Annotated in this window: 19 protein-coding genes; 13 read left to right on the forward strand and 6 right to left on the reverse strand. The window is 46.0% G+C overall.

What is annotated here, in order from left to right; genetic code table 11:
* From ABS362_RS13865 to dgt, 6 genes are all read left to right on the forward strand, one after another.
* A partial coding sequence (locus tag ABS362_RS13865) for a site-2 protease family protein (protein ID WP_350413093.1) occupies nt 1–980 on the forward strand: 980 nt, incomplete at its 5' end.
* An 829-nt stretch (nt 981–1,809) separates the two neighbouring features.
* A complete protein-coding gene (locus ABS362_RS13870; RefSeq protein ID WP_350413094.1) occupies nt 1,810–2,199 on the forward strand; it encodes a BlaI/MecI/CopY family transcriptional regulator in 390 nt (129 codons plus the stop codon).
* A complete protein-coding gene (locus tag ABS362_RS13875; RefSeq protein ID WP_350413095.1) occupies nt 2,196–4,298 on the forward strand; it encodes a M56 family metallopeptidase in 2,103 nt (700 codons plus the stop codon). The genes ABS362_RS13870 and ABS362_RS13875 overlap by 4 nt, the downstream gene beginning before the upstream one ends.
* Before the next feature lie 302 nt (nt 4,299–4,600).
* A complete protein-coding gene (locus ABS362_RS13880) occupies nt 4,601–6,733 on the forward strand; it encodes a T9SS type A sorting domain-containing protein (protein ID WP_350413096.1) in 2,133 nt (710 codons plus the stop codon).
* 501 nt (nt 6,734–7,234) lie between these two features.
* Nucleotides 7,235–8,119 (forward strand): DUF3667 domain-containing protein, encoded by an 885-nt coding sequence (locus ABS362_RS13885; protein ID WP_350413097.1) that lies wholly within the window; start codon nt 7,235–7,237, stop codon nt 8,117–8,119.
* Nucleotides 8,120–8,145: 26 nt separating this feature from the next.
* Nucleotides 8,146–9,516 (forward strand): dGTP triphosphohydrolase, encoded by a 1,371-nt coding sequence (dgt, locus tag ABS362_RS13890; RefSeq protein ID WP_350413098.1) that lies wholly within the window; start codon nt 8,146–8,148, stop codon nt 9,514–9,516.
* A 253-nt stretch (nt 9,517–9,769) separates the two neighbouring features.
* On the opposite strand, the gene polA is transcribed toward dgt, so the two are convergent.
* Nucleotides 9,770–12,607 carry a DNA polymerase I gene (gene polA, locus ABS362_RS13895; protein WP_350413099.1) on the reverse strand — a complete coding sequence of 946 codons (2,838 nt, stop codon included), beginning with the start codon at nt 12,605–12,607 and terminating at the stop codon, nt 9,770–9,772.
* A gap of 198 nt (nt 12,608–12,805) precedes the next feature.
* Between polA and ABS362_RS13900 the strand changes: the two genes are divergently transcribed.
* Nucleotides 12,806–13,309: a hypothetical protein gene (locus ABS362_RS13900; protein ID WP_350413100.1), complete on the forward strand. Its 504-nt coding sequence runs from the start codon at nt 12,806–12,808 to the stop codon at nt 13,307–13,309.
* A 559-nt stretch (nt 13,310–13,868) separates the two neighbouring features.
* On the opposite strand, the gene ABS362_RS13905 is transcribed toward ABS362_RS13900, so the two are convergent.
* From ABS362_RS13905 to ABS362_RS13915, 3 genes are all read right to left on the reverse strand, one after another.
* Entirely contained in the window at nt 13,869–14,666 is a 798-nt protein-coding gene (locus tag ABS362_RS13905) for a TPM domain-containing protein (RefSeq protein ID WP_350413101.1), read from the reverse strand.
* A gap of 6 nt (nt 14,667–14,672) precedes the next feature.
* Nucleotides 14,673–15,110: a TPM domain-containing protein gene (locus ABS362_RS13910; RefSeq protein ID WP_350413102.1), complete on the reverse strand. Its 438-nt coding sequence runs from the start codon at nt 15,108–15,110 to the stop codon at nt 14,673–14,675.
* Nucleotides 15,111–15,201: 91 nt separating this feature from the next.
* Nucleotides 15,202–15,780 (reverse strand): LemA family protein, encoded by a 579-nt coding sequence (locus ABS362_RS13915; RefSeq protein WP_350413103.1) that lies wholly within the window; start codon nt 15,778–15,780, stop codon nt 15,202–15,204.
* A gap of 190 nt (nt 15,781–15,970) precedes the next feature.
* On the opposite strand from ABS362_RS13915, the gene ABS362_RS13920 reads away from it, so the two are divergent.
* From ABS362_RS13920 to ABS362_RS13940, 5 genes are all read left to right on the forward strand, one after another.
* Nucleotides 15,971–16,972: a sugar phosphate nucleotidyltransferase gene (locus ABS362_RS13920; protein ID WP_350413104.1), complete on the forward strand. Its 1,002-nt coding sequence runs from the start codon at nt 15,971–15,973 to the stop codon at nt 16,970–16,972.
* A 181-nt stretch (nt 16,973–17,153) separates the two neighbouring features.
* Nucleotides 17,154–19,349: a prolyl oligopeptidase family serine peptidase gene (locus ABS362_RS13925; RefSeq protein WP_350413105.1), complete on the forward strand. Its 2,196-nt coding sequence runs from the start codon at nt 17,154–17,156 to the stop codon at nt 19,347–19,349.
* 174 nt (nt 19,350–19,523) lie between these two features.
* Nucleotides 19,524–19,997, forward strand: a complete 474-nt coding sequence (locus ABS362_RS13930; RefSeq protein ID WP_350413106.1) for a DUF5362 family protein — start codon at nt 19,524–19,526, stop codon at nt 19,995–19,997.
* Between the two features lie 117 nt (nt 19,998–20,114).
* Entirely contained in the window at nt 20,115–20,861 is a 747-nt protein-coding gene (locus ABS362_RS13935; RefSeq protein WP_350413107.1) for an acyl-[acyl-carrier-protein] thioesterase, read from the forward strand.
* A gap of 114 nt (nt 20,862–20,975) precedes the next feature.
* Nucleotides 20,976–21,446 (forward strand): GNAT family N-acetyltransferase, encoded by a 471-nt coding sequence (locus ABS362_RS13940; RefSeq protein ID WP_350413108.1) that lies wholly within the window; start codon nt 20,976–20,978, stop codon nt 21,444–21,446.
* A gap of 78 nt (nt 21,447–21,524) precedes the next feature.
* Here the strand turns inward: ABS362_RS13940 and ABS362_RS13945 are convergent, their stop codons facing one another.
* On the reverse strand, nt 21,525–21,857 hold the full coding sequence (locus tag ABS362_RS13945) for a DUF4286 family protein (RefSeq protein WP_350413109.1): 333 nt from the start codon (nt 21,855–21,857) through the stop codon (nt 21,525–21,527).
* A gap of 157 nt (nt 21,858–22,014) precedes the next feature.
* On the opposite strand from ABS362_RS13945, the gene ABS362_RS13950 reads away from it, so the two are divergent.
* Nucleotides 22,015–22,503 (forward strand): hypothetical protein, encoded by a 489-nt coding sequence (locus ABS362_RS13950; protein WP_350413110.1) that lies wholly within the window; start codon nt 22,015–22,017, stop codon nt 22,501–22,503.
* Between the two features lie 3 nt (nt 22,504–22,506).
* Here the strand turns inward: ABS362_RS13950 and ABS362_RS13955 are convergent, their stop codons facing one another.
* A complete protein-coding gene (locus ABS362_RS13955; protein ID WP_350413111.1) occupies nt 22,507–23,031 on the reverse strand; it encodes a hypothetical protein in 525 nt (174 codons plus the stop codon).
* Between the last annotated feature and the right edge of the window lie 73 nt (nt 23,032–23,104).

Genomic DNA, 23,104 nt, shown 5'->3' on the forward strand with positions numbered 1-23,104 from the left:
AGCGCGGCAACGACCTTAACACTATTCTGCTGGCTATTGGCTTTGTACTTTTGGTTTTTGTATGTGTGGTGCTACATGAACTGGGGCATGCACTTACTGCTAAAAAGTACGGTATCAAAACCCGCATGATCACGCTGTTGCCCATTGGTGGTGTTGCCAGCCTCGAGCGTATGCCCGAAAGTCCGAAACAGGAGTTAATGGTTGCCTTAGCCGGTCCTGCCGTAAATGTGGTGATCGCTCTTATACTATGGCTTGTGCTGCCCGGCTTACAGGCTGTGCCTTCCGATGAATTTTTTATGCGCATTACGCCGGGCAATTTTCTATACCTGCTGCTGTTCGTAAATATAATGCTAGTGCTGTTCAATGCTATTCCGGCTTTCCCGATGGATGGTGGGCGCGTGTTGCGTGCTTTGCTGGCGTTTAAACTTGGCCGGGTGCGAGCCACCCAGATCGCGGCCAACCTGGGACAGTTGCTGGCTATTGTTTTTGTTTTTTACGGCTTCTTCACAAATCCCTTCCTGATCCTGATCGGCTTGTTCGTTTTCTTTGGGGCCTATACCGAAAATATGATGGTGCAGCACCTCGACTTTCTGCGTGGCCATAGTGTGCGCGAAGGCATGATGACGAACTACGTTACCTTAACTCCGGACAATACTGTAAAAGATGCCTTAGAGAAACTGCTGATGGGTTCGGAGCACGAATTTATAGTGGAACAGGACGGAAACGTAGTCGGCACCCTTACCCGGAGTCAGTTGATACAGGCTTTAAAAGAAAACAAAACCGATACCGCTGTTTCAGAGATCATGACGAAGGAGTTTGTTGCTTTTGATGTGAAAGATAAGTTGTCGGTGGCCTACACTGAACTGCAGAAATCGCGCTCTCCCTTATATCCTGTTTTAGAAAATGGCCGCCTGGCTGGAGTTATCAATACAGATAACATCAACGAGTTCATCATGATCAAATCAGCGCTGGTTCATTGATCGTACTATAGTTTTATTTTTCTTTTCTGTCATCCCGAGCGTTAGCTGAGGGATCTTAATTGTTCTATAGTTACTCTTTTGTCATTTCGAGCCTGAGCGAGAAATCTATCCCAGCTTATAGTTGTAGTCTGTCCTTCCCGAACCAAGCTATCCTTTCAAATCACGTTCAACCCTGAGAGCTCTAGTTATCTATAGTTTCAATCCAGCTTTGGTGCCCTCACGGCCGGGAGGCCCCGTCTTTGGGCTTCGCGCGGTGTACATTTCCTTTTCTCGTACCTCGAAATGCCTGCGGCACCGGAAATCTACAAGGCACTCAACCCAAAGACTGAGAAATTTCTCATAGCAACCACCTGTCTATAGTTTGAATCGGTAAGCTTCGAATTTTATCGTGGCTGTAGTTCCGTAGGGACAGGTCGCGACCTGTCCGCGTGACAGGCTGTAACTATAAAACTATAACCCCAACTATAGCAAAGTCAGAGAGTCCCCCTTTGAAGGGGGCGAGGGGGATGACAAACAGTTGAAATGAAACTATAACGGCAACTCTAGCAAAAGCTAAAAAAACTCCCCGCCTTAGACAAGTCGCAGATCCCGGACTTGATTCGGGAAAAGGGTTGGGGTTGGGGGGGACCACAGCAGCTATAAAACTATACTCTCAACCGAATTTAACTTCATTTTAATTAAAACCCCCTCCGCCCACTCAAAACCCACTAACCACAACCATTTTTCTTCGGACTACGAAAAAAATCGTATATAAAATTTCTATTTACGAAAACATTCGTATATCTTAGTGATGCAGCTGTACTACTTTAACTTTTGTCTTTTAAGAACTATGAACCAGAACCAATCTTACAAACCTACCGAAGCCGAACTGGAGATACTGCAGGTGTTGTGGCAGAACGGGCCGTCCACGGTGCGTTTTGTGCACGATGTACTCAGCGAAACCAAAGGTGCCGGCTATACTACTACCCTGAAGCTGATGCAGATAATGGCCGAAAAAGGCATCCTGGAAGCTGATAAGTCAAGCAAGTCGCATATTTTCCAGCCACTCTTGTCTGAAGAAATTACCCAGCGCCGTCTGCTGGACCGTTTCCTGGATACAACTTTCCGGGGATCAGCGTCTAAGCTGGTAATGCAGGCACTGGGCAGCCAGCAAACATCCAAAGAAGAAATTGATGAAATAAGAAACCTGTTAGATAAACTGGAAGGAGGCACTAAATGAACCTGATCTCACAACTGGCTTCGGAGGCGTTAGTAAAAGCGCTCGGCTGGACGTTATTGCATTCGTTATGGCAGGGTGCGCTGGTGGCGCTTACGCTGGCAGTGCTGCTAGTGCTGTTACAGAAGCATAAAGCAACGTTACGCTATTTTATGGGCACTGGTGCAATGCTCCTGCAGTTACTTCTTTCAGTTGGCACATTCGCTTACTACTATAGTTCGGCTCCCGACACGGCAACTATAAAAGCAGGCAACGGCACACTATTCTTATCAGAAAGCACAGCTATAGTTTCGGCTACGCAGGTGGCAACTACAGCAGACCCGCTAACTACGGCGCAACTATACTTTGAACAGCACTTGCCACTGCTGGTAACACTCTGGTTGCTGGGCCTTGTAGTGATGGCGCTTCGTTTTATGGGAGGATTGGCTTATACCCAACGCCTGCGTTATCGTTCTGAATTACTTGGAGGTAAATGGCAGCAAAGGCTGCAAACTATAGCTTCGCAGATCGGGGTAAAACAGGCGATACAATTGGCTGAATCAGCAATGGTGAAAGTGCCAATGGTTATCGGTTTTGCGAAGCCGGTTATTTTATTGCCGGTTGGAGCAGTAACAGGTTTGAGCACAGCGCAGGTAGAGGCGATTCTTGCCCACGAGCTGGCGCACATTCGCCGCAACGATTACCTGGTAAATCTGCTGCAATCTATAGTTGATATCCTGTTCTTTTACCACCCGGCCATGTGGTGGATGTCGGCGGTGGTGCGTGATGAGCGAGAGAATTGCTGCGACGATATGGCTGTAGCTGTTTGTGGTAACTCGCTGGTTTATGCCCGTGCCCTGGCTGCCATTGCAGAAATGCAGCTGCCAACTACACCAAAACTAGCTATGGCGCTGGCTGGCAGAAAAGGTTCTTTACTTAGTCGTATTAAAAGACTGGTTGAACAGCCGTCTTTGCGGCCAACATTTTCAGAAGGATTTATGGCTGCTATGGTTATAGTGGTGAGCATGGTTTTCCTGTCGGTGGGTGCTATAGCTGGGATGAAAAAAGAACCTGCAGCTGTGCCCGTTGACGAAACTATAGTTAGCGAAAGACCTGAATTTATAGTGGCGGTTCCGGAAACTGAGGAAAGATACTCTGCTTACACATTCACTACCCAGGATACAACAGGTAAGAAACAGGATATCGTGATCATCAAGAACAAAAAAGGGGAAGTGACTGAGCTCTATGTTAATGGTAAGCAGATACCGAAAAAGAACATACCGGAATACAACGACCTGATAAACCAGCGCCTGCAAGCCGTTAAAAATGCCCCGAAAGCAAGCCGCGTTGAAGTGGAACGTGAGATAATAAGAGAACGTGCCGCAGTTGCCGAAGCCAGAAGAAGTAACCGCAACAACCGTGAAGAACGCCGCTACGAGTACAGGTATCAGACGGATAAGGATGGATTGGCTGTTCCGCCGCCTCCGCCACCTGCACCGGGTGTTCACCCAAGAGCACCGTTAGCACCTATGGCTCCAATGGCACCTATGTCTCCGCCACCTGTTCCGCCTGCCCCTCCGGTTATGCCGCTTAACCTGGATGGCAAGAATAAAGCAGAATTGAAAAAGCAGCAGAAGCAATATGAGCAGGACCAGAAACAGTATGAAAAAGATATGGCGCAGTTCCAGAAAGACATGCAGCAGTTTCAGGAGGAGATGAAAGCCCACTCTGCACGGGTAGAAGCTGAAGCAGGCAAACGTGTGGAAGTAGATATCCGCAGGATACAAACACAACAGGATGCCGCCATGCGCCGCCACGAGCAAAGCATGCAGAGACACAGCGAAAGCATGAAACGACATGATGAAAGCATGAAGCGTCACGAACAATTGTCGGAAGTACTGGACAATGTGACTGACGAACTGGTAAAAGACGGCCTGATGAAGAATAACAGCGAGAAAGTTGATTTTAAGATAGATGGCACCGGCCTGTACATAGACGGTAAAAAGCAGTCGCAGGAACTATACAACAAGTACCGCAACATGATGAAGAACAGTGATGGAAAGCCGTTTAACTATACCTACAAAAAAGACGGCAAAAACACACAGGTAAGAGTAGAAGACTGATCTGTAACCAATCAATACCTAGTAAAAAGGGCTGCTATGTGTAGCCCTTTTTTATTTTCCGAACCTATACTGCCTGGTTTAACGTACGCGCTCATATATAATTTAGCGAATATTATTACCTTCAACTATAGCACCTGTTTTGGGTATTAAAATGCGATCAGGAATAAAAAAAACTATAAAGTGCTGCAAACGACCTGAATACCTTGTATACTCTGGTGCTTAAATTTGCGTAAAAGCAATTTAGCTGTTGAGACCCCGGTATCACCCGCGCACCTGTTACAACTATACACATAAGCTCTTCTATGAATACTATCTACAACGGGTACAGCATAGCCTTTACTCCTGCCCGCATCAGGCTGTTTTTGCTGTTCTTTTTACTATTTCTTACCCCCAAACTATTCGCCGGCAACAGTGTGCACATGATTCCGGTGAGCCTGGAAGAACGCGTGCAGGCTGCCGATGTGGTAATTGAAGGCGAAGTGGTCTCTCAGCAGTCTTTCTGGGATGCCCGCCGCGAAAATATCTACACCTCTAACATCATTAAAGTATACAAGCTGTTTAAAGGCACTCTACAGGAAACGCAGCTGGAAATAATAACTGATGGCGGTACCGTTGGGCTGGATAAACATATATATTCGGTTGCGCTTACTTTAAAAGAAGGGCAGCAGGGTATGTTTTTCCTGCAGAAGCAAAACAAACTGGGCAATACACCTGGTAAAACCCGCTACAGTGCACGGCCTTATGCCAGCGAACAGGGCTTTATCCGGTACGACGTTCGGACGCAGACAGCCCAGGGCGTTTTTGAGAGCTATAGTTCGGTAGAGCAGATTTACCAGGCTGTTACCAAAAAAACAGGCGCCAACTATAGAACTATAATTACCAACCAAAAACTACAGAACGGCCCAAAACTGCAAACACAGAAGCAGAATAGTGTACTGGCCCCGGCTGCTATCCTGGATTTTAACCCCAAAGTAGCAAGTGCCGGCACCGAAACTATTCTGACTATAACCGGCACAGGTTTTGGCAGCACGCGCGGCGACGGCTATGTATCGTTTCGGAATGCAGATGATGGTGGTACAAGTTTCACAAAGTCTCCGAACGATGTTTACCTTTCCTGGACCGATACCCAGATCAGGATGTACATACCATCGGCTGGCGAAGATGGCGGAACTGCTGGCTCCGGCGAGATAAAAGTAACCACCGATGCAGGCTCATCTTTTACAACTACAAGGCAGATCAAGATCACGTATGCCTACAGCAATCTTTACGAAGACTCCATCACTTACCAGCCTGCGCTTATTGATGTAGATGGCGAAGGTGGCTACACAATCCATTTTGCGCCGAATATGCAAAGCCGCACCAATGCACGCGAAGGATTTATAAGAGCTATGAACAGCTGGATTTGCAACACCAACGTGAACTGGAAAATAGGCGCACCTACAACTATAGAAAGAAGTGCCGCCGATGACCAGATCGTGATCATGTTTAAGCCACAGTCTGATGTAGGGAAAGATGTGCTGGCCCGTACCCTGAGCCGTTATCGCGGTTGCCAGGTGGTATCTACCGGCGAAATAAACTGGTGGCTTTCTGAGTTTGATATGGAGATCAATAGCAACATAAGCTGGCAGTATGGCCCGGGACCTCCCAGCAGTACCCAGTTCGACTTTGAGACCGTTATGCTGCACGAGTTAGGACATGCGCACCAGTTGGGCCACGTAATTCTGCCACAGGAAGCAGTAATGCACTATGCGCTTGAGTTTGAGAGAGCCTTCCGCGACCTTAGCGACGAAGATATTGAAGGCGGTAATGTTGTTATAGCGCAAAGCGCACAGGAGAATGTGGCAAGCGTTTGCCGACAGCCGGAGATGAAGCCGAAGCTGGATGGGGAATGTAATCTTGCCGAAGAAGTGGCCACGTTGCAGGCAGACTATAATTCGGAACGCGATGTAGTTATTACCTGGGCTACAGACACAGAACAGAACATAGCCCGCTACATAGTTGAAAGAAGTGAAGACGGTACCACCTTTACAGAAATAGGCACAGTTAGTGCCTCAGCGGATAACACCTTTACGGACCAGGAACCAATACCGGGAACAGCGTATTACAGGCTGCGTGTAATTTATAACGACGGTAGCTTTAAGTACACGTTTGTGGTAAGGGTAACAGACCCGAGTTTCCTGTATAAGTTTGAGGTAGCGCCAAACCCGGTAGGGGCAGACCAGAAATTCACGATCAGGTTCCTGGTAAACAAAAACGTGCCGATGCAACTATACCTGTATGATACATCCGGCAAAGTAGTTCGTAGCTTCGAGACAACCTTTACCGACATAAACCTGCCACTGGAGTTCGACTTGACCGGTATCTCGCCAGGTGTATACATCCTGAAATGGAACTCAGCAGAAAGCAGCGGAACCACTAAAATTGTGAAACTATAACCTGCAAGATATATTCCTGAATAAGAGCGGGCCTGTACTTTTTGTGTGGGTCCGCTTTTGTTTTATAGTTTAAACTATAGCTTTAGCTGCAAAACAAACGGGCGTGACACTTGCCTGAACAAATGCACGCCCGTTTACACAAACTCTAACACTTTATTTTGCATAGGTGCAATTCCCAAATCAGTTGCCTGACCCTGTATTTAGAGATGCCTATTTGTTTTTAGCCTGGAAAGGATCGAAGATTCTATTGCAAAAGAACGCGTATAGTTGCCACTGTGCAAGGCTATTTGTATGCCTCCCGTAACATCGGTTTTTATTGTGGTTAATGCCTTAAATCGCCTCCTATTGTAAGTAAGGCTAAATATACTGCTAAAAAAACAGCACATTTAAGGCTTATCGTAACATTGGAGCGTTTAAACTTTAAGTGTAAAATCAGAAAAATTTTTGGTAGAGTGTTTATATAGATAAAGGTATATTTGAAGTAAAATGTTCCGTTACTCTATGGCAAAAAGGCGTCGTAAATTTACCCAATGCCCTAACTGTGGCTATATTTTCGAAGAAGTAAACAATTACTGTCCTAATTGTGGCCAGGAAAACCACGACCTGAATGTACCAGCTAAACACTTAATAGCTGAGTTCTTCGAAGGTACCCTGCATTTCGACACCAAAGTTTGGCACACGCTTAAGCTGCTACTTTTTAAACCTGGTCTGCTGACAGAAAAATTTAATGTAGGCCAGCGTGCATCCTATGTTCCGCCTTTCCGGCTATATGTTTTCATAAGCATCATTTTCTTTTTTGTGCTTGCATTACGTGGAGGTAGTAGCCCGGAGGAAGCTAAGGGTAGCTTTACACCTGATGTGGAAATAAAAGGGTTAGAAGCCGACACTGTGGCAGAAACGTCTGAAGCTGCTGTAGCGCTCTCCGATTCGCTTATTCAGGCAATAGACAGCCCTTTCCTGAAAGAATTGAGTGTCAAGTTCAAGACATTTACATCAGACGAAGAACAGTCGAGGCAGAAGCTTTTAAAGAATACGTCTTTTATGATGTTTATCCTGATGCCGTTTTTCGGGTTTGTACTTTACCTCTTCTACCGCAGGCAGGACCGCAACTATGTAGAGCATCTTATGTTCTCTATCCACTTTCATACATTCTTCTTCCTGATTACTATAGTTGCCATAGGTATAGAGTACTTTATTAAAAGCTTTGAAGTAGATACCTGGGTTTTCTGGATAGCATTACTGTACCTGTTCCTGGCTATGCTCCGGGTATACAAGCAGTCGTTTTGGCGCACGTTCCTGAAATTTTTACCAGTAAGTTTTCTTTATATTTTATCATTGCTTGCTTTGTTTTTGGGCACGCTGTTCATCAGTGTTATGATGAGCTAATTAAATTCTGATCTTAAGTTACCTATATGCAACATACAACTACCTGGGGCAAACTGATCTCTAAAAAGCGTTTCGAGAGTAGCGATAAAAAGTATACTTCGGATGAGTCGGTGCGCGGCGAGTTTCAGCGCGATTACGATCGTATTGTATTTTCTTCGGCTTTCAGAAGGTTACAGAACAAGACGCAGGTAATGCCCATGCCCGAAAGCGATTTTGTGCACACCCGCCTTACCCATAGTTTAGAAGCATCGGTAGTTGGCCGCACGCTGGGCCGTATAGTTGGCAAAAGTATACTGGAGCGTAACCCAGCCTTAACAGAAGAAAAACACATACAGGAAGCTGATTTCGGCGATATAGTGGCAGCAGCCTGCCTGGCCCACGATATCGGTAACCCGCCATTCGGTCACTCCGGCGAAGATGCTATTTCCTCATACTTCGAGAGCGAAGCCGCCCAGCCTTTTATGCAAAACCTGACCGAGGCGCAACGTAAAGATCTGTTAAGTTTCGAGGGCAACGCTGCCGGCTTCCGGGTGCTGACTTATACCTATCCGGAGCACTGCAATTTGTCCGGAGGCCTGAGTCTGACCTATACCACACTGGCTACTTTCACTAAATACCCGAAAGAGTCATTGCCGGTAATTGCTAAGACTAAAAACACCAGCGAAAAAAAGTATGGCTTCTTCCAGACCGAAAAAGACTGGTTTAACACGATCGCTGCAGAGCTTGGCTTGTTGCGTAAAGGCGATGGTGATACCGTTTTTTATCACCGTCACCCGCTTGCCTTTTTAGTAGAAGCAGCCGACGATATCTGTTACCGCATCATCGATTTTGAAGATGGCTTAAAGCTTGGTCTGGTACCGCATAAACAGGGAATAGAGCTACTAAAGCAAATACTGAATGATGATCCGAACCGTGTATCAACTATAAAATTTTACGACTGGCGCGAAGAGATAGGTTATTTGCGGGCCCGCATTATCGGTAAGCTGATAGATGAATGTTCGGCTGTTTTCCTGGGAAATGAAAAGGAGTTATTAGCAGGTACTTTCGACACGCCCCTCATTAACCTGCTGGATTGTAAACCTGCACTGGATGAGATCAAAATGCTGTCGATAGAGAAAATCTATCGAAACAAACCGGTTTTAGAAATTGAAGCTGCCGGTTTTGAAGTGTTGGGCGGTTTGCTGGACGCCTGCATGAAAGCCGTGTTTCTGCCAGAGTCCAAACGCCACCGCAAACTAGCTGACCTGATCCCAACGCACTACATTAACCTGCCGGATGGGGTATCAGATTACGAGCGCATCATCCACATCACCGACTTCGTAACCAGCCTGACAGACCAGGCCGCCATTAACCTCTTCCGGAAGATAAAAGGAATAGAGTTGCCGAGAATGTATTAGGGAGAATTACGAATTGAAGAGTCTTAAATACTATTGTCATCTCGAACAGCGTGAGAGATCTAATACAGCTTAAAATCGAAAATAGATTTCTCCTTGCGTCGAAATGACAAACAGCAAGTTAAATCGTCAACTATAGGACCTATAAGATCCCTCGGCTTTGCTCGGGATGACAGAAGAAAATTAGACTTCATAAAAAAGCGGTGACTGGAGTTTATACTTCCAGCCACCGCTTCTAACTATAGTTTAAAATACCTTAATGCGCTTCGAGCCAGTTATCACCAACGCCTAAACCAACTTCCATCGGTACGCTAAGTGGTAAGGCATTTGTCATCAACTCTACTATTTTTGGCGTAACAATTTCCACTTCTTCTTTCGGCGTATCGAACAGCAATTCATCGTGTACCTGCAGGATCATGCGGGTTTTCAGGTTTTCCTGCTTCAGGTACTCGTGTATGTTGATCATCGCGATTTTGATGATGTCTGCAGCTGTGCCTTGTATAGGCGCGTTGATGGCGTTACGTTCGGCAAAACCGCGGATGTTCTGGTTGCGGGAATTGATATCGCGGAGGTAGCGGCGGCGGCCGAGCACCGTTTCCACATACTCGTCATCGCGGGCTTTATCTATCGCGTTATCCATGTACTCTTTTACAGCCGGGAATTCCTGGAAGTAAGCTTCTATAATGTCAGCAGCTTCGCGGCGCGGGATGCTTAAACGCTCAGCCAGACCAAAAGCAGAGATACCGTAAATGATACCGAAGTTGATGGTTTTGGCCTTGCGTCGCATTTCACCGTCTACCTGGTCGAGTGGCACGTGAAACACTTTGCTGGCCGTGGAGGCGTGAATATCCAGCCCGTTCTTAAAGGCTTCCTTCATAGTTGGGTCGCCACTGAAGTCGGCCATTATACGAAGCTCGATCTGGGAGTAGTCGGCAGAAATAAGGAGGTGCTTGTTATCGCGCGGCACAAATGCTTTTCGTATTTCACGGCCACGTTCGGTACGCACCGGAATATTCTGCAGGTTCGGGTTGGTAGAGCTCAGGCGGCCGGTGGCGGTTACAGCCTGGTTAAACGAGGTGTGCACGCGTCCATCTAATTCGCAAACCAGTTGTGGCAGCGCATCCACGTAAGTAGACTTTAGCTTGGTTAGCTGGCGGTGATCAAGTATAAGCCTTACAATTTCGTGTTCGCCAGCCAGTTTAGATAAGATCTCTTCGCCGGTAGCGTGCTGGCCGGTTTTGGTTTTCTTTAGTTTTGATTTTCCCTGAAGCTCCAGTTTGTCAAATAATATCTCACCTAGCTGTTTCGGCGACCCAATGTTGAACTGTTCTCCGGCAATTTCAAAAACACGCTTCTCCAGCGTAATGATCTCGCTTTCTAACTGTGTAGAAATATCAGCCAGTGCATCGGTGTCTATGGTTATACCTTCGCGTTCTACATCGGCTAATACCTGCACCAAAGGCGTTTCTACTTCATGAAACAACTTCATCAGGTCGCGTTCCTGTAGCAATGGCTCAAAGTATAGTTTCAGACGCAAGGTAATATCGGCATCCTCGCAGGCATAATCCTTTACATCTTCCGGAGCCAGGTCAGCCATAGTTAGCTGATTTTTGCCTTTGGGTCCTATCAAGTCAGTGATCGGAATTGGTGTATAGTTCAGGTATGTTTCCGAAAGCACATCCATGTTATGGCGCATTTCCGGCTCCAGCAAATAGTGAGCGAGCATGGTATCGAACAGCGGTCCCTGCACTTCTACACCATAGCTTTTGAGTACCATAATGTCGTACTTGATGTTTTGGCCAACCTTTTGGATAGCCGGATTTTCAAGCACGTTTTTGTAGAGATTAACTATACGGAGGGTTTCTTCCTTGTCGTTTGGCGGAACCGGAATGTAATACGCTTCGCCGGGGCGATAACTGAACGACATGCCCACCAGCCTGGCTGTAATGGCATCTATACTTGTAGTTTCGGTGTCGAAAGAGATCTCATCCTGTTTCTCTAAGTAACTTACCAAGCTCTCGTGCAGCTCAGGTGTGTTGATGAGGTGATAGTCGGCAAGCGAGTTTTTGAAGCTGCGCATGGTTGCCGGAACCGCATCAACTATAGTTTCTTCAGTAGGTACTTCTGTTGCCCCGAAGAGCGATGTTTGCCCGGAGTCGGTTGGTTTGCGCTTTGCTGTTTTAGTAGCTATACCTGCCGCCGCCGCAGCCATAGGCTGGCCTAACACACGCTGCGCCAGTTGCCGGAACTCCAGTTCGTTAAACAGATTGATAAGCTGCTCCTCGTTGGGCGCATCGCAATGCAGACCCTCTTCACTAAACTCCAGCGGTACATCGCAGTGTATCGTAGCCAGTTCTTTCGACATCAGGCCCTGGTCAGCAAAGTCCTCTACATTTTCTTTCTGCTTGCCTTTCAGCTCATGCGAGTTGGCGATCAGGTTCTCAACAGAGCCATACTTTTGTATCAATGCTTTCGCAGTTTTCTCACCAATGCCCGGTATGCCTGGTATATTATCCACGGCATCGCCCTGCAAACCAAGTATATCTATCACCTGGTTTACATTCTCGATCTCCCATTTTTCCAGCACCTTGTTTACATCCCAGATATCTATGGCATTACCCATAAAAGCAGGCTTGTACAGGAAGATATGCTCCGTTACCAGCTGGCAGTAGTCTTTGTCAGGGGTCATCATATACACATCAAAACCGGCTTTTTCGGCTTTGCGCGCCATGGTACCTATAATGTCGTCGGCTTCGTAACCATCCAGGATGAGCACCGGAATGTTAAAAGCTTCTACAATTTTTTTGCAATAAGGTATAGCCACCGAAATATCTTCGGGCATGGCCTGTCGGTTAGCCTTGTATGCTGCAAAGTTATCGTGGCGGAAGGTCTTGGCAGCTGAATCGAAGGCTACGCCGATGTGGGTTGGTTTCTCTTTTTGCAGCACTTCTACCAGTGTGTTGGTAAAGCCGAGCGCTGCGCCCGTATTCATGCCTTTTGAGTTTATTCTGGGGTTCTTGCTAAACGCAAAATGTGCCCGATAGATTAGGGCCATGGCATCCAGCAGGAACAGTTTTTTTCTTGGTTCGCTCATAGTATAAAGGTAGCGTGTGCGGCTATTATCTGCAAATCTGTGGCAACTGTAACTATAAACTATAGCTTTTAAAATGCACGCCCGCCAACAGCAAAAATCAGTTGTCCGGATTTTGTGGATATACGTTAGAAGAGGCAGTTGTTACTGCCGGTTATATCCAAGACTCACCGTCTCCATTATCTATTTAAGTCTACCTTTATGGCAAAATTTTTACTCACTCTTATAGTAGCTATAGTTGTATGCGTTTCTGCTGATGCGCAAAAGGTATCGTTTGCTATAAACTATAGTTCGTTGAACGATAAAACCGGCCAAAATTACTACGAAGTAAAGCAAGTAACTATAGTTGAAAAGGAAACTGCAAACCCGGAGCGTGAAATGATGGAAGAAACGGCAAAGCTGCGTATCCAGGGAAGAGAGGATGCCAAACTATACTACCGATCAAAAGGCATTTTCTGGGGAACAATGGGGACAACGATTCTCTATCCGGCCGCCGGGCTTGTAACCGGAACCATCGTTTCGGTTGTGTCTCCGAGTACTGCATCCGCTGCAAACCCCAATGCACATTTAATGAAAGAGCCAGCCTACGAAGAAGCTTTTAAAAAACAGGCGCATCGCAAACGTTTCGGAAATGCCGCCGCCGGCTTCGGAATAGGTGTTGTGGTGTTGGGCGTGGTTTCGAAGGTTATAGTTGGAGGGTTGTAGTTTTATTTTCTTCGTCATCCCGAGCGTTAGCCGAGGGATCTTATGTGACTTATAGTTGCCTTACATTTTGTTGTCATTTCGACGTTAGGAGAAATCTAGTACAGATAATAGTTTGCTTTTCCACTATCCCGACCAAGCCTCTAACTATAGCCACTTCCAATCCTGGGAGCTCTATTAACCTAAAGTTTCAAATCAACCTTGGCTCCCTCACGGCCGGGAGGCCTCGTCTTCGGGCATCGCGCGGTGTACATTTCCTTTGCTCCTAACGTCGCCATGCCTGCGGCTCCGGAAATCTACAAGGCGCTCAACCCAAAGACTGAGAAATGTCTCATAGCAACCGCCTGTTTATAGTTTGAACCGGAAAGCTTCGAGATTTATCAGCAATGTATTTCCGTAGGGACAGGTCGCGACCTGTCCGCTTGTGGACTGTAACTATAAAACGAACTATAGACTAATCCTGTCAATCCTCAAATCCTGATTTACACAAAAAAGGAGACAAAGCCTGAGCTCCATCTCCCTTATTCATAATTCTTAATTTATAATTGCCCGCAGGGACACACTACCAACTGCTGCTGGCACCGCCACCACCAAAGCTACCACCACCGAAGCCGCCAAAACCACCTCCGCCTCCTCCGAAGCCACCGCCTCCGCCACCAAAGATACCGCCACCACTACGGAAAGTGCCGAAGCCACCAGGTATAATGATCGGGCCGCCTAACGTACGGGTATAGCCTCTGCCTCCCCGACCGCCGCCGCCGCCTTTACCAAACCTTGACAGGATAAACAGCAATATTAAGGCAATGATAACGATGAACATAATTGATGGTCCGCCTTCATCTTCGGCATTGGCTTTTGGGTCGGCCTGGTATTCGCCGCTGGCTACGCTAATGATAAACGAAGTTGCTTCATCCAAGCCTTTGTAAAACTCTCCCTGCTGGAAATTTGGCTTAAGTGTGTACTCGGTAATGCGTTTGGCAATGGCATCGGGCACCAGGTGCTCCATGCCATAACCGGTTTGTATGGCAACTTTGCGCTGCTCTATAGCAACCAGGATTACAATACCATTGTCAAATTTTTCGGAACCAACACCCCAGCGCTCGCCCAGTTCAGCAGCATACTGGTTGGGGTCGTAATCGCCGATAGATTTTAGGGTAACAATAGCTATCTGCGTGGAGGTAGTATCGTTATAGTTTACCAGTTTCTGTTCAAGCGCAGCTACTTCTTCCTGGGTAAGTATGTTGGCCATGTCGTTAACCAGCTTAGGCGGGTTTGGCCGTGGCGGAAAATCGCTGTCCTGGGCAAAAGCCATCAGGCTGATGCAGCAAAAGCACAGAAAAAGTAGCGTATGTTTAAGCATAGATGGTTATTGTCCGAACGAGATATCGTCTCGGAGTTCGTTTATATCTCCTTCTCTGTCGTAAGGAAAATGCGCTTTTAGTTGTTCACCGGCCATTTTTATGCCGTTCGCCAAGCCTGTGGCATACTGCTTTCGCTTAAAATGGCTTATCACTTCAGCGGTTATGTCTTCCCAGAAATGGTCCGGAACAATGGCATTTATACCGGCATCTCCGAGCACAGCAAACTGGTGATCTTTAATGGCGATATAAAAAAGTACGCCGTTGCGTAGCTTGGTCAGGTGCATATGCAGTTCGGCAAAAACTTCGGTGGCACGGTCCAGTACATCGCCTTCGCAATGGTTCTCGATGTGCACGCGTATCTCCCCGGAGGTATTCTGCTCTGCTTCCCGGATGGCAGCCAATATCAGCTGCTCATCTTCAGGGGTTATGGTATCTTTGGGCATACCCTATATGGTTAAATTGTTGAATTGTTAGATTGTTGATCATCAAAAACAGAACAACAATTAAACAATTCAACCTTAAACAATTTATAGTTTAAAACTCTACCGTCGGGGCTTGTTGCGCTCCTGCTTCAGCCTCAAAGTATCCTTTCTTCTCGAAGTCGAACCAGCCGGCTATGATGTTACGTGGGAACGAGCGGATGTAAGAGTTATAGTCCTGTACGGTCTCGTTAAACTTACGCCTTTCAACAGATATCCGGTTTTCGGTGCCTTCGAGTTGTGCCTGCAGTTCCAGGAAGTTCTGGTTGGCTTTTAATTGCGGGTATTGTTCTACGGTTACCAATAAACGGCTTAGTGCGCCTGATAACTCGCCCTGCGCCTGCTGAAATTTTTGAATATTCTCAGGTGTCAGGTTATCCGCACTGATGTTCATACTAGTAGCTTTGGCACGGGCTTCAATTACACGTGTCAGAGTTTCCTGCTCGAAATTGGCAGCTCCTTTAACAGTATTTACCAGGTTAGGAATAAGATCGGCGCGGCGCTGGTAGGCGTTCTGTACGTTAGCCCAGGCTGCTTCTACGTTCTCATCTTTGGTCACCATTTCGTTATAACCACAAGATGACTGAGAAGCCAGTACAACAAATCCGATCAGGTAGAATAATAGTCTTTTCATGAGTTTATGTTAGGTAGTGTGTATACGTTTCCGTTTTGCTTATAAGGCGTTATGATTACGAAAATATGTAAGCATCGTTTAAAGTTAAAGCTTTTATATTAACCAATCTTAATATAAGCTGATATGCTACTAATGCATTATAGTTTAAATTATTGCTTTAATTTAATATATTAGCAGAAACGTATAGTTTATGAAAGCAGTAATTCCGGTAGCAGGTATTGGCTCAAGGCTTCGGCCACATACACATACACAGCCTAAATCGCTGTTGCCGGTTGCAGATAATACTATACTTGGCCACATTATAGATCGCCTTTCAGAAGCCGGAATCACAGATTTTGTTTTTATTATTGGTTACCTGGGCGAGAAAATAGAAAGTTACGTCCGTAACAAATATCCCCAGCTAAAAACAGAGTTTGTAGTACAGGAGCCCCGCGAAGGTTTAGGCCATGCCCTTTGGGTAGCCCGCCATACTTACGAGAATGAGCCCAACGTACTGATCATGCTCGGCGATGCTATAGTTGATACCGACCTGCAACCTATACTGGATGCGCCTTATTCTGTGCTGGGCGTTAAAAAAGTATCGAAGCCGTCGCTGTTTGGGGTTACCGAAGTAGGCATGGATGAGTTTGTGGTGAAGCTGGTGGAGAAGCCAAAGATCCCGAAGTCGAATTTTGCGTTGGTGGGCCTTTATAAAATTGCCAATCCTAAAAAGCTGATCGAGTCGCTGGAGTATATTATCAACGAAGACCAGCGCACCCTGGGCGAATATCACCTGACCGATGCCCTGATGCACATGATAAAATCGGGGGAGAAAATGGTGAAGTGGAATGTAGAGCAGTGGTTTGATTGTGGCCGGAAGGACACTTTATTAGAAGCCAATGCTTTGCTCCTGAACCGTCCACATTTGCGCAAACAAAACTATAGCCAGCAATTTTCGGGAAGCATTATTATTCCACCTGTAACGATTGGTGCTGAATGTACTATTGTAAACTCAGTGATCGGGCCAAATGTAGCTATCGGCGATAATACAACTATAACTAATTCTGTACTTAGCAATTCCATTATCGGGTCTTTTTCGGAGTTGCGCTTTGCCGTGATGCATGATTCCATCATCGGGTCCGATGCAAGCTTTAAAGGGCTAAGCCATAGTTTGAACATCGGCGATAGTACCGAGATCAATTTTGGGCAGTAAGTATAGTTTGGTTCAATCAATTAAAATGATACCCCTTTTCCGGTGTAAACTATAAGCTCAACCGCTATAGATATTAGGTGCTAACTACAGCAAGTGCTTTAGTTGTAATTTTAGCCCTTTTCATGATAATTACTTATCTTAGCTTTTCCCGTATCACAATTAAACTCAGACGGAAAACATTATGAAAAAAACAACTGTTCTACTGCTGGCTGGTGGCCTGACGGCTATGTCGGCATGTAAATCATCACAAACAGAAACCCCAACTGTGAATACAGAGACTACTACGGAAGCCACCGCAACGGCTGAGACTACTTTAGATTATCCCGATACCAAAAAAGTTGACCACGTTGATAATTACCACGGCAAGCAGGTAGCCGACCCATACCGCTGGCTCGAAACGCATACCGATGAAGTAGACCAGTGGATAAAGGCGCAGAACGAAGTAACGCAGGAGTACTTAGGCGACATCGACTTCCGCGACAATATTAAGGCACGTCTGACTGAGATCTGGAATTACCCGAAATACGGCGCTCCGTTTAAAGAAGGTGGTAAATACTACTTCTACAAAAATGATGGCTTACAGAACCAGAGTGTGCTGTACGTGCAGGAGACCCTGGACTCTGAGCCAAAAGTTTTCTTTGACCCGAACAAACTGTCTTCTGACGGAACAGTAGCATTAACGGCTTTCTCTTTCTCGAAAGATGGCAAGCATGTGGCGGTGGGTACATCAAGCGGTGGCTCTGACTGGAACACCTACCAGGTAATGGATGTGGCTACCGGCAAAATGCTGAACGATAAACTGGAGTGGGTGAAATTCTCAGGCCCAAGCTGGTATAAAGATGGTTTCTTCTATAGCCGTTACGATGCCCCTACTGAAGGCAACAAACTGGCTAACAAGAACGAATTCCATAAAGTATACTATCACAAAATTGGTACGCCACAGAGCCAGGACAAACTGGTTTACGAAGACAAAGCACATGCGCTGCGCAACTTCTACGGCCAGACAACAGACGATGAGCGCTTCCTGATCCTGAACGCATCGGAAGGTGCCAGCGGAGCCAACGCGCTATACTATAAGGACCTTGCTGACCCGAAATCAACTATAAAACCGATAGTAGACAACTTCGAAAGCGAGTACAATGTAGTTGATAACTTTGGCGACAAGCTGCTGGTGATGACGAACAAGAATGCGCCGCGCTACCGCCTGGTGATGATCGATCCGAAGAAGCCACAAGAAGCCAACTGGAAAACTATAGTTCCGGAATCTGACAACGTAATGCAGAACGTATCTACAGTAGGCGGCCGCATTATTGCCAGCTACATGAAAGATGCTACCAGCCAGGTTGTAGTGTACGATCAGAATGGCAAGCAACTAAATACAGTAGAGTTACCAACTTTAGGTACAGTTAGCGGCTTCGGTGGCGACCAGAAAGACAAGGAGACCTTCTTTACGTTCACGTCGTTCACATATCCGCCAACTATTTACCGTTACGATGTACCAAACAACAAAGTAAGCCTGTTCCGCAAAACCGAAGTGAACGTAGATACCGATGCTTTTGAAACGAAGCAGGTGTTCTATACTTCGAAAGATGGTACCAAAGTGCCGATGTTTATCGTGCACAAAAAAGGTCTGAAACTGGATGGCACAAACCCGACTTACCTGTACGCTTACGGTGGTTTTAACATCTCAATGACGCCAAGCTTCAGCATTGCCAACATGCTGTGGCTGGAGAATGGTGGTGTTTATGCCATGCCTAACCTGCGTGGTGGTGGCGAGTACGGCGAAGACTGGCACAAAGCCGGCATGACGCCAAACAAGCAAAACGTATTCGATGACTTTATCGGTGCTGCCGAGTACCTGATCAACCAGAAGTATACTTCATCTGAGAAACTGGCTGTGGCTGGTGGTTCTAACGGTGGCTTATTGGTTGGTGCGTTCATGACACAGCGCCCTGAACTAGCTAAAGTTGCCCTGCCTGCGGTGGGTGTAATGGATATGCTGCGCTTCCATAAGTTTACGATTGGTTGGGCATGGGTACCGGAATATGGCTCGTCAGATGATGCTGCTCAGTTCGAGAACCTGTACAAATTCTCGCCGTTGCACAACATTAAAGAAGGCGTAAAATACCCTGCTACTTTAGTTAAAACTGCTGACCACGACGACCGTGTAGTTCCTGCTCACTCGTTCAAGTTTATCTCTGAACTACAGGCAAAGGGTGCTCCGGGTAATCCTTATTTAATTAGAGTTGATGTGCGTGCTGGCCATGGTGCCGGTAAGCCAACTTCGCTGGTTATCCAGGAGTATGCGGATACGTATGCATTCATCTACAAAAACATGGGCGTAAACCCTTACGAAGGCGAAGCTCAGAACAAATAACACAAGTATAGATCTGCCATTTATACTTCAGCCGCGCTGCCTGCATCAGGTAGCGCGGCTTTTTTTGTTTGGGTGGTATAGTTTGTAAAGATGCTCGCACATTTTCATAAGTATATTAAAACCGCTATATTTAGTTAATCGAAACACACTTAAACAACTAAAAAACATTTATTTATGGACGCAGAACTTTACGCAGATGCACCAGCACCGCAAAACCTTAGCCTTAACCTGGCATCGGAAGATTTTTTAAGAAATACAGCCAAGTGGGGCAAATTCCTGGCTATAGTCGGTTTTGTTATGATCGGCTTTATAGTACTAATGGGTATTTTTGCCGGCTCTGTTTTAGGCTCAGTTATGAGTAAAGCCAGCGGAAATGGAATAGGTGGTGGTGTTGGAGGAACATTCTTCGTTGTCTTTTATCTAATATTTGCTCTGTTGTACTTTTTTCCGGTGCTATACTTATACAGGTTCTCTGATAAAATGCAGCATGCGCTACGTCATAAAAACGAAGACCTGGTAACGGAGTCTTTTAAAAACCTGAAATCGCTGTTCAAGTTTATGGGCGTACTTACTATTATAATGCTTGCATTTTATGCGCTTGGATTATTGTTTATGGCTATCGGGGCAGGTATTGGAAGTATGATGTAAACTATAAACCATATATTATTTTAAAAGCACGTCCTGCCAGGGCGTGCTTTTTTGCTATAAGGCTGCATGTGTTTTAATTCCTCCGTATTTTAGCAACTATAAACCAAACCTACCACTATGAAATCATACCCAGGCAAAAGCCAGTTTATAGTTCGATCAAGTGAGATAGATTACCATGGCAAGGCAACTATACCGGCGCTTGTGAGCTACATGCAGGAAGCAGCCTGGGAGAACACGCGCAGCATAGGTATTTCGATGTACGACTTGCTGGAGCGTGGATTGACGTGGGTATTGCAGCGCATGCGTGTAGAAATCTTCCGTTATCCTAAGCACGGCGAAGCTATAGTTGTAAAGACGTGGGCATCGGGGCGTGAACGGGTTTTCCTGCATCGTGATTTCAGAATCTATAGTTCGGATGGAGAATTGCTGGGGCAGGCAACAAGTGTTTGGCTGGTAATGGATGTAGTAAAACGCCAGATGGTGTCGGTGCCTGATTTTATTATGGACATTGAAGTAGTGCCTAATCAGGAACCATTGCCTTTTGCCAAAGGAAAACTACCGCAACTACAGGAAGTACAGTATGCGCAACAAATGCCCGTGCGCTGGCACGACATCGACCTGAACCGCCACGTTACCAACACCCGCTACCTGCAATGGGTTCTGGATACGCTGCCAACTGAAATTCTGGAAAAGCAACTACGCGAAGTAGACATCATTTACAAAGCTGAAAGTGTATTGGGTGATACAGTTATATCAGAAGTTGGCACAGGTGAAACAGAAAGTATACTTTTGCACAAACTTACCAGCCAGCAAACCGGCAAAGAACTGGTGCAAGCGAAGACAGTTTGGGAAGTCTTGAGTTAGAGAAGTTAATAGGTTAGAAAGTTTGGAAGTTAGAAAGGGATTCTAAATCCTGCCAATCCTTTAATCCTGAAAATCCTGATTCAGACAATCAGCAATAAACAATTAGCAATAAAAGTGATACAAGTTAGAAAAGGAACTATAGACGATTTGCCGCAGGTACGTGACCTGGTAATGGAACTGGCTATTTTTGAGCGTGCCCCAAACGAAGTAACAAACACCTTGGAAGACATGCGCCGCGATGGCTTTGGCGAGCGCCCGATATTTGAATTTTTTGTGGCAGAGTCTGAAGAAGGTATAGTTGGCCTGTCGTTATACTATACCGCTTACTCCACCTGGAAAGGCAGAACCATTTACCTGGAAGACCTGGTGGTAACAGAGCGATTACGCAGGAGCGGAATTGGTAAAAAACTGTTTGATGCCGTAGCCGAAGAAGCAAAGCGAGTAGGTGCCAAGCGTTTCAGGTGGCAGGTGTTGGACTGGAATGAGCCAGCCATTGAATTCTACAAAAAGATAGGTGCCGACCTGGATGGCCAGTGGATGAACTGCACCATGACGGAGCAGCAGATACAGGAGTACAAAGGTTAATCAGGAAGCATTAAAAAAGCCCCGGCTATACTTGTTAATTAAGTATAGCCGGGGCTTAATATTTATACTTTAGGGTGTTTATTCCTGATCCTTGCGCTCTACGTTTACACCAACAATTTCCAGCATAGTCCGGAAGGAAGCATATCGGCCGGCATAGCGGTCATTAACTTTTTGCTGTAGTGCCGGAGAGTGGTCGCGCTGGTATTCCTGCAGATCTTGTACGCTGCGGCAGGTATATTGCACGGCATAGGTAGTTCCACCTGTGTCTTCATCTTCCATAACCCGGCAGATCTGGTTCGCCATAAAATAGCCTGTCTCCATCACTTCCGGAATATGTACATCTTTCATCCACTGTAGCCACTCATCGGCCACAGTATTATCTATGCTTACTGTTACGTTGTATAAGATCATCCTCAAAATTACAAAATAGCAACTGCTTTACAGAAACATACGATTAAAATTGCGCGACTGGCTATCAGCCATGATTATAGTTACAGTTTGACAGCGTCTTTCTCAACTACCAAAATTTAGATATCTCGTATAAGTCATATTAAAAATTAGTTTAAGTATGAAAAAAGTTCTTGTTTCATTTCTCCTGAGTGCTGGTTTGTGCTTAGGGCACCTGCAGGTTGTTGTTGCTGCACCTGTTTTGGTAACTATAGCCAGGCTGGATATACACCCCACCGAAGCTAAGTATGATAAACTGATGGAGAAATATGCCACTGGCCTGAAAGCTGCTTTTGCTGAAAAAGACGATACAAAGACCATTGCCATGGTAAATAAGCTTAACAACGAGCTATACACGGAGCTGGAAAAGATAAAACCTGAACTGGAGAGCTGGGTGAAAGGTATGACAGAAGCAGACAAGGAAGCTTTTGAACAGAGAGCAGAAAGCAAGCCCTACCTTAAAACCATGTTAGAGATCATGTTTAACCCGGAAGTTGGCAAGCGTATAGAAAACAATCCAAAGTTAAAAGCCGCCATGGAAGCCGGAAATAAACGAATGGAGTCACTGGGTTTTGAAGATGAGGATGATTCCGAAGAAGACTATAACTAAGGCTTACTCACAGATCCAGTTGCCGGCGCTGTCGTCGTATATGGCCTCAGGCAAAGTGCGCTGGTACGCCACAACTATAGGTGCATCGCCGGAAGTAGGTTGTAGCTGCATTGGTCCTTCCTGTAGCTGCAAGAATACCCTGCCATTTTTATCCCCTATCGCTTTTAAGGTGCCATAGTTGTTGCGGAGCTTATAGCTGTTGTATGTGCTTAACCCAGTGGCTGTAAGTTCTTTAACGGCAAATTGCCTGCGTATTTTTTTAGGATCATCCGCTGCTGGTATGCATTCTATCTTACCCCCGATCCAGAGGTTCTCTCCCAGGCACTCCGCTGTTTCCACTATAAGGTCGAAATAAGCTTCGTTGGTAGGTATGGTTAAAGCAGCAACAGTAACAGGCGTCTGTACTTCGGGAGGTGGTGGAGTTATAGTTGCGGGCTGCTGTTTTTCGGGCTGCGATGTATAAAGTACAATGGCAAGCAAGGTTAACGAAGATATGTCCGCAATTCGGGATGTAAACGGTATCTTCATAAGCAAGTTAATTTATAGCCGGAACTATAAATTTATACTTGTAATTTTCTGATTTAGTTGTACTGATTCTACC

Source organism: Pontibacter populi (genome assembly GCF_040278685.1).
GTDB classification, from domain to species: Bacteria; Bacteroidota; Bacteroidia; order Cytophagales; family Hymenobacteraceae; genus Pontibacter; species Pontibacter populi.

Bases quoted from the DNA above. Each gene is read 5' to 3' on its own strand.
- ABS362_RS13870 (WP_350413094.1), top strand. From the start codon at position 1,810: ATGAACCAGAACCAATCTTACAAACCTACCGAAGCCGAACTGGAGATA.
- ABS362_RS13875 (WP_350413095.1), top strand. From the start codon at position 2,196: ATGAACCTGATCTCACAACTGGCTTCGGAGGCGTTAGTAAAAGCGCTC.
- ABS362_RS13880 (WP_350413096.1), top strand. From the start codon at position 4,601: ATGAATACTATCTACAACGGGTACAGCATAGCCTTTACTCCTGCCCGC.
- ABS362_RS13885 (WP_350413097.1), top strand. From the start codon at position 7,235: ATGGCAAAAAGGCGTCGTAAATTTACCCAATGCCCTAACTGTGGCTAT.
- dgt (WP_350413098.1), top strand. From the start codon at position 8,146: ATGCAACATACAACTACCTGGGGCAAACTGATCTCTAAAAAGCGTTTC.
- polA (WP_350413099.1), bottom strand. From the start codon at position 12,607: ATGAGCGAACCAAGAAAAAAACTGTTCCTGCTGGATGCCATGGCCCTA.
- ABS362_RS13900 (WP_350413100.1), top strand. From the start codon at position 12,806: ATGGCAAAATTTTTACTCACTCTTATAGTAGCTATAGTTGTATGCGTT.
- ABS362_RS13905 (WP_350413101.1), bottom strand. From the start codon at position 14,666: ATGCTTAAACATACGCTACTTTTTCTGTGCTTTTGCTGCATCAGCCTG.
- ABS362_RS13910 (WP_350413102.1), bottom strand. From the start codon at position 15,110: ATGCCCAAAGATACCATAACCCCTGAAGATGAGCAGCTGATATTGGCT.
- ABS362_RS13915 (WP_350413103.1), bottom strand. From the start codon at position 15,780: ATGAAAAGACTATTATTCTACCTGATCGGATTTGTTGTACTGGCTTCT.
- ABS362_RS13920 (WP_350413104.1), top strand. From the start codon at position 15,971: ATGAAAGCAGTAATTCCGGTAGCAGGTATTGGCTCAAGGCTTCGGCCA.
- ABS362_RS13925 (WP_350413105.1), top strand. From the start codon at position 17,154: ATGAAAAAAACAACTGTTCTACTGCTGGCTGGTGGCCTGACGGCTATG.
- ABS362_RS13930 (WP_350413106.1), top strand. From the start codon at position 19,524: ATGGACGCAGAACTTTACGCAGATGCACCAGCACCGCAAAACCTTAGC.
- ABS362_RS13935 (WP_350413107.1), top strand. From the start codon at position 20,115: ATGAAATCATACCCAGGCAAAAGCCAGTTTATAGTTCGATCAAGTGAG.
- ABS362_RS13945 (WP_350413109.1), bottom strand. From the start codon at position 21,857: ATGATCTTATACAACGTAACAGTAAGCATAGATAATACTGTGGCCGAT.
- ABS362_RS13950 (WP_350413110.1), top strand. From the start codon at position 22,015: ATGAAAAAAGTTCTTGTTTCATTTCTCCTGAGTGCTGGTTTGTGCTTA.
- ABS362_RS13955 (WP_350413111.1), bottom strand. From the start codon at position 23,031: ATGAAGATACCGTTTACATCCCGAATTGCGGACATATCTTCGTTAACC.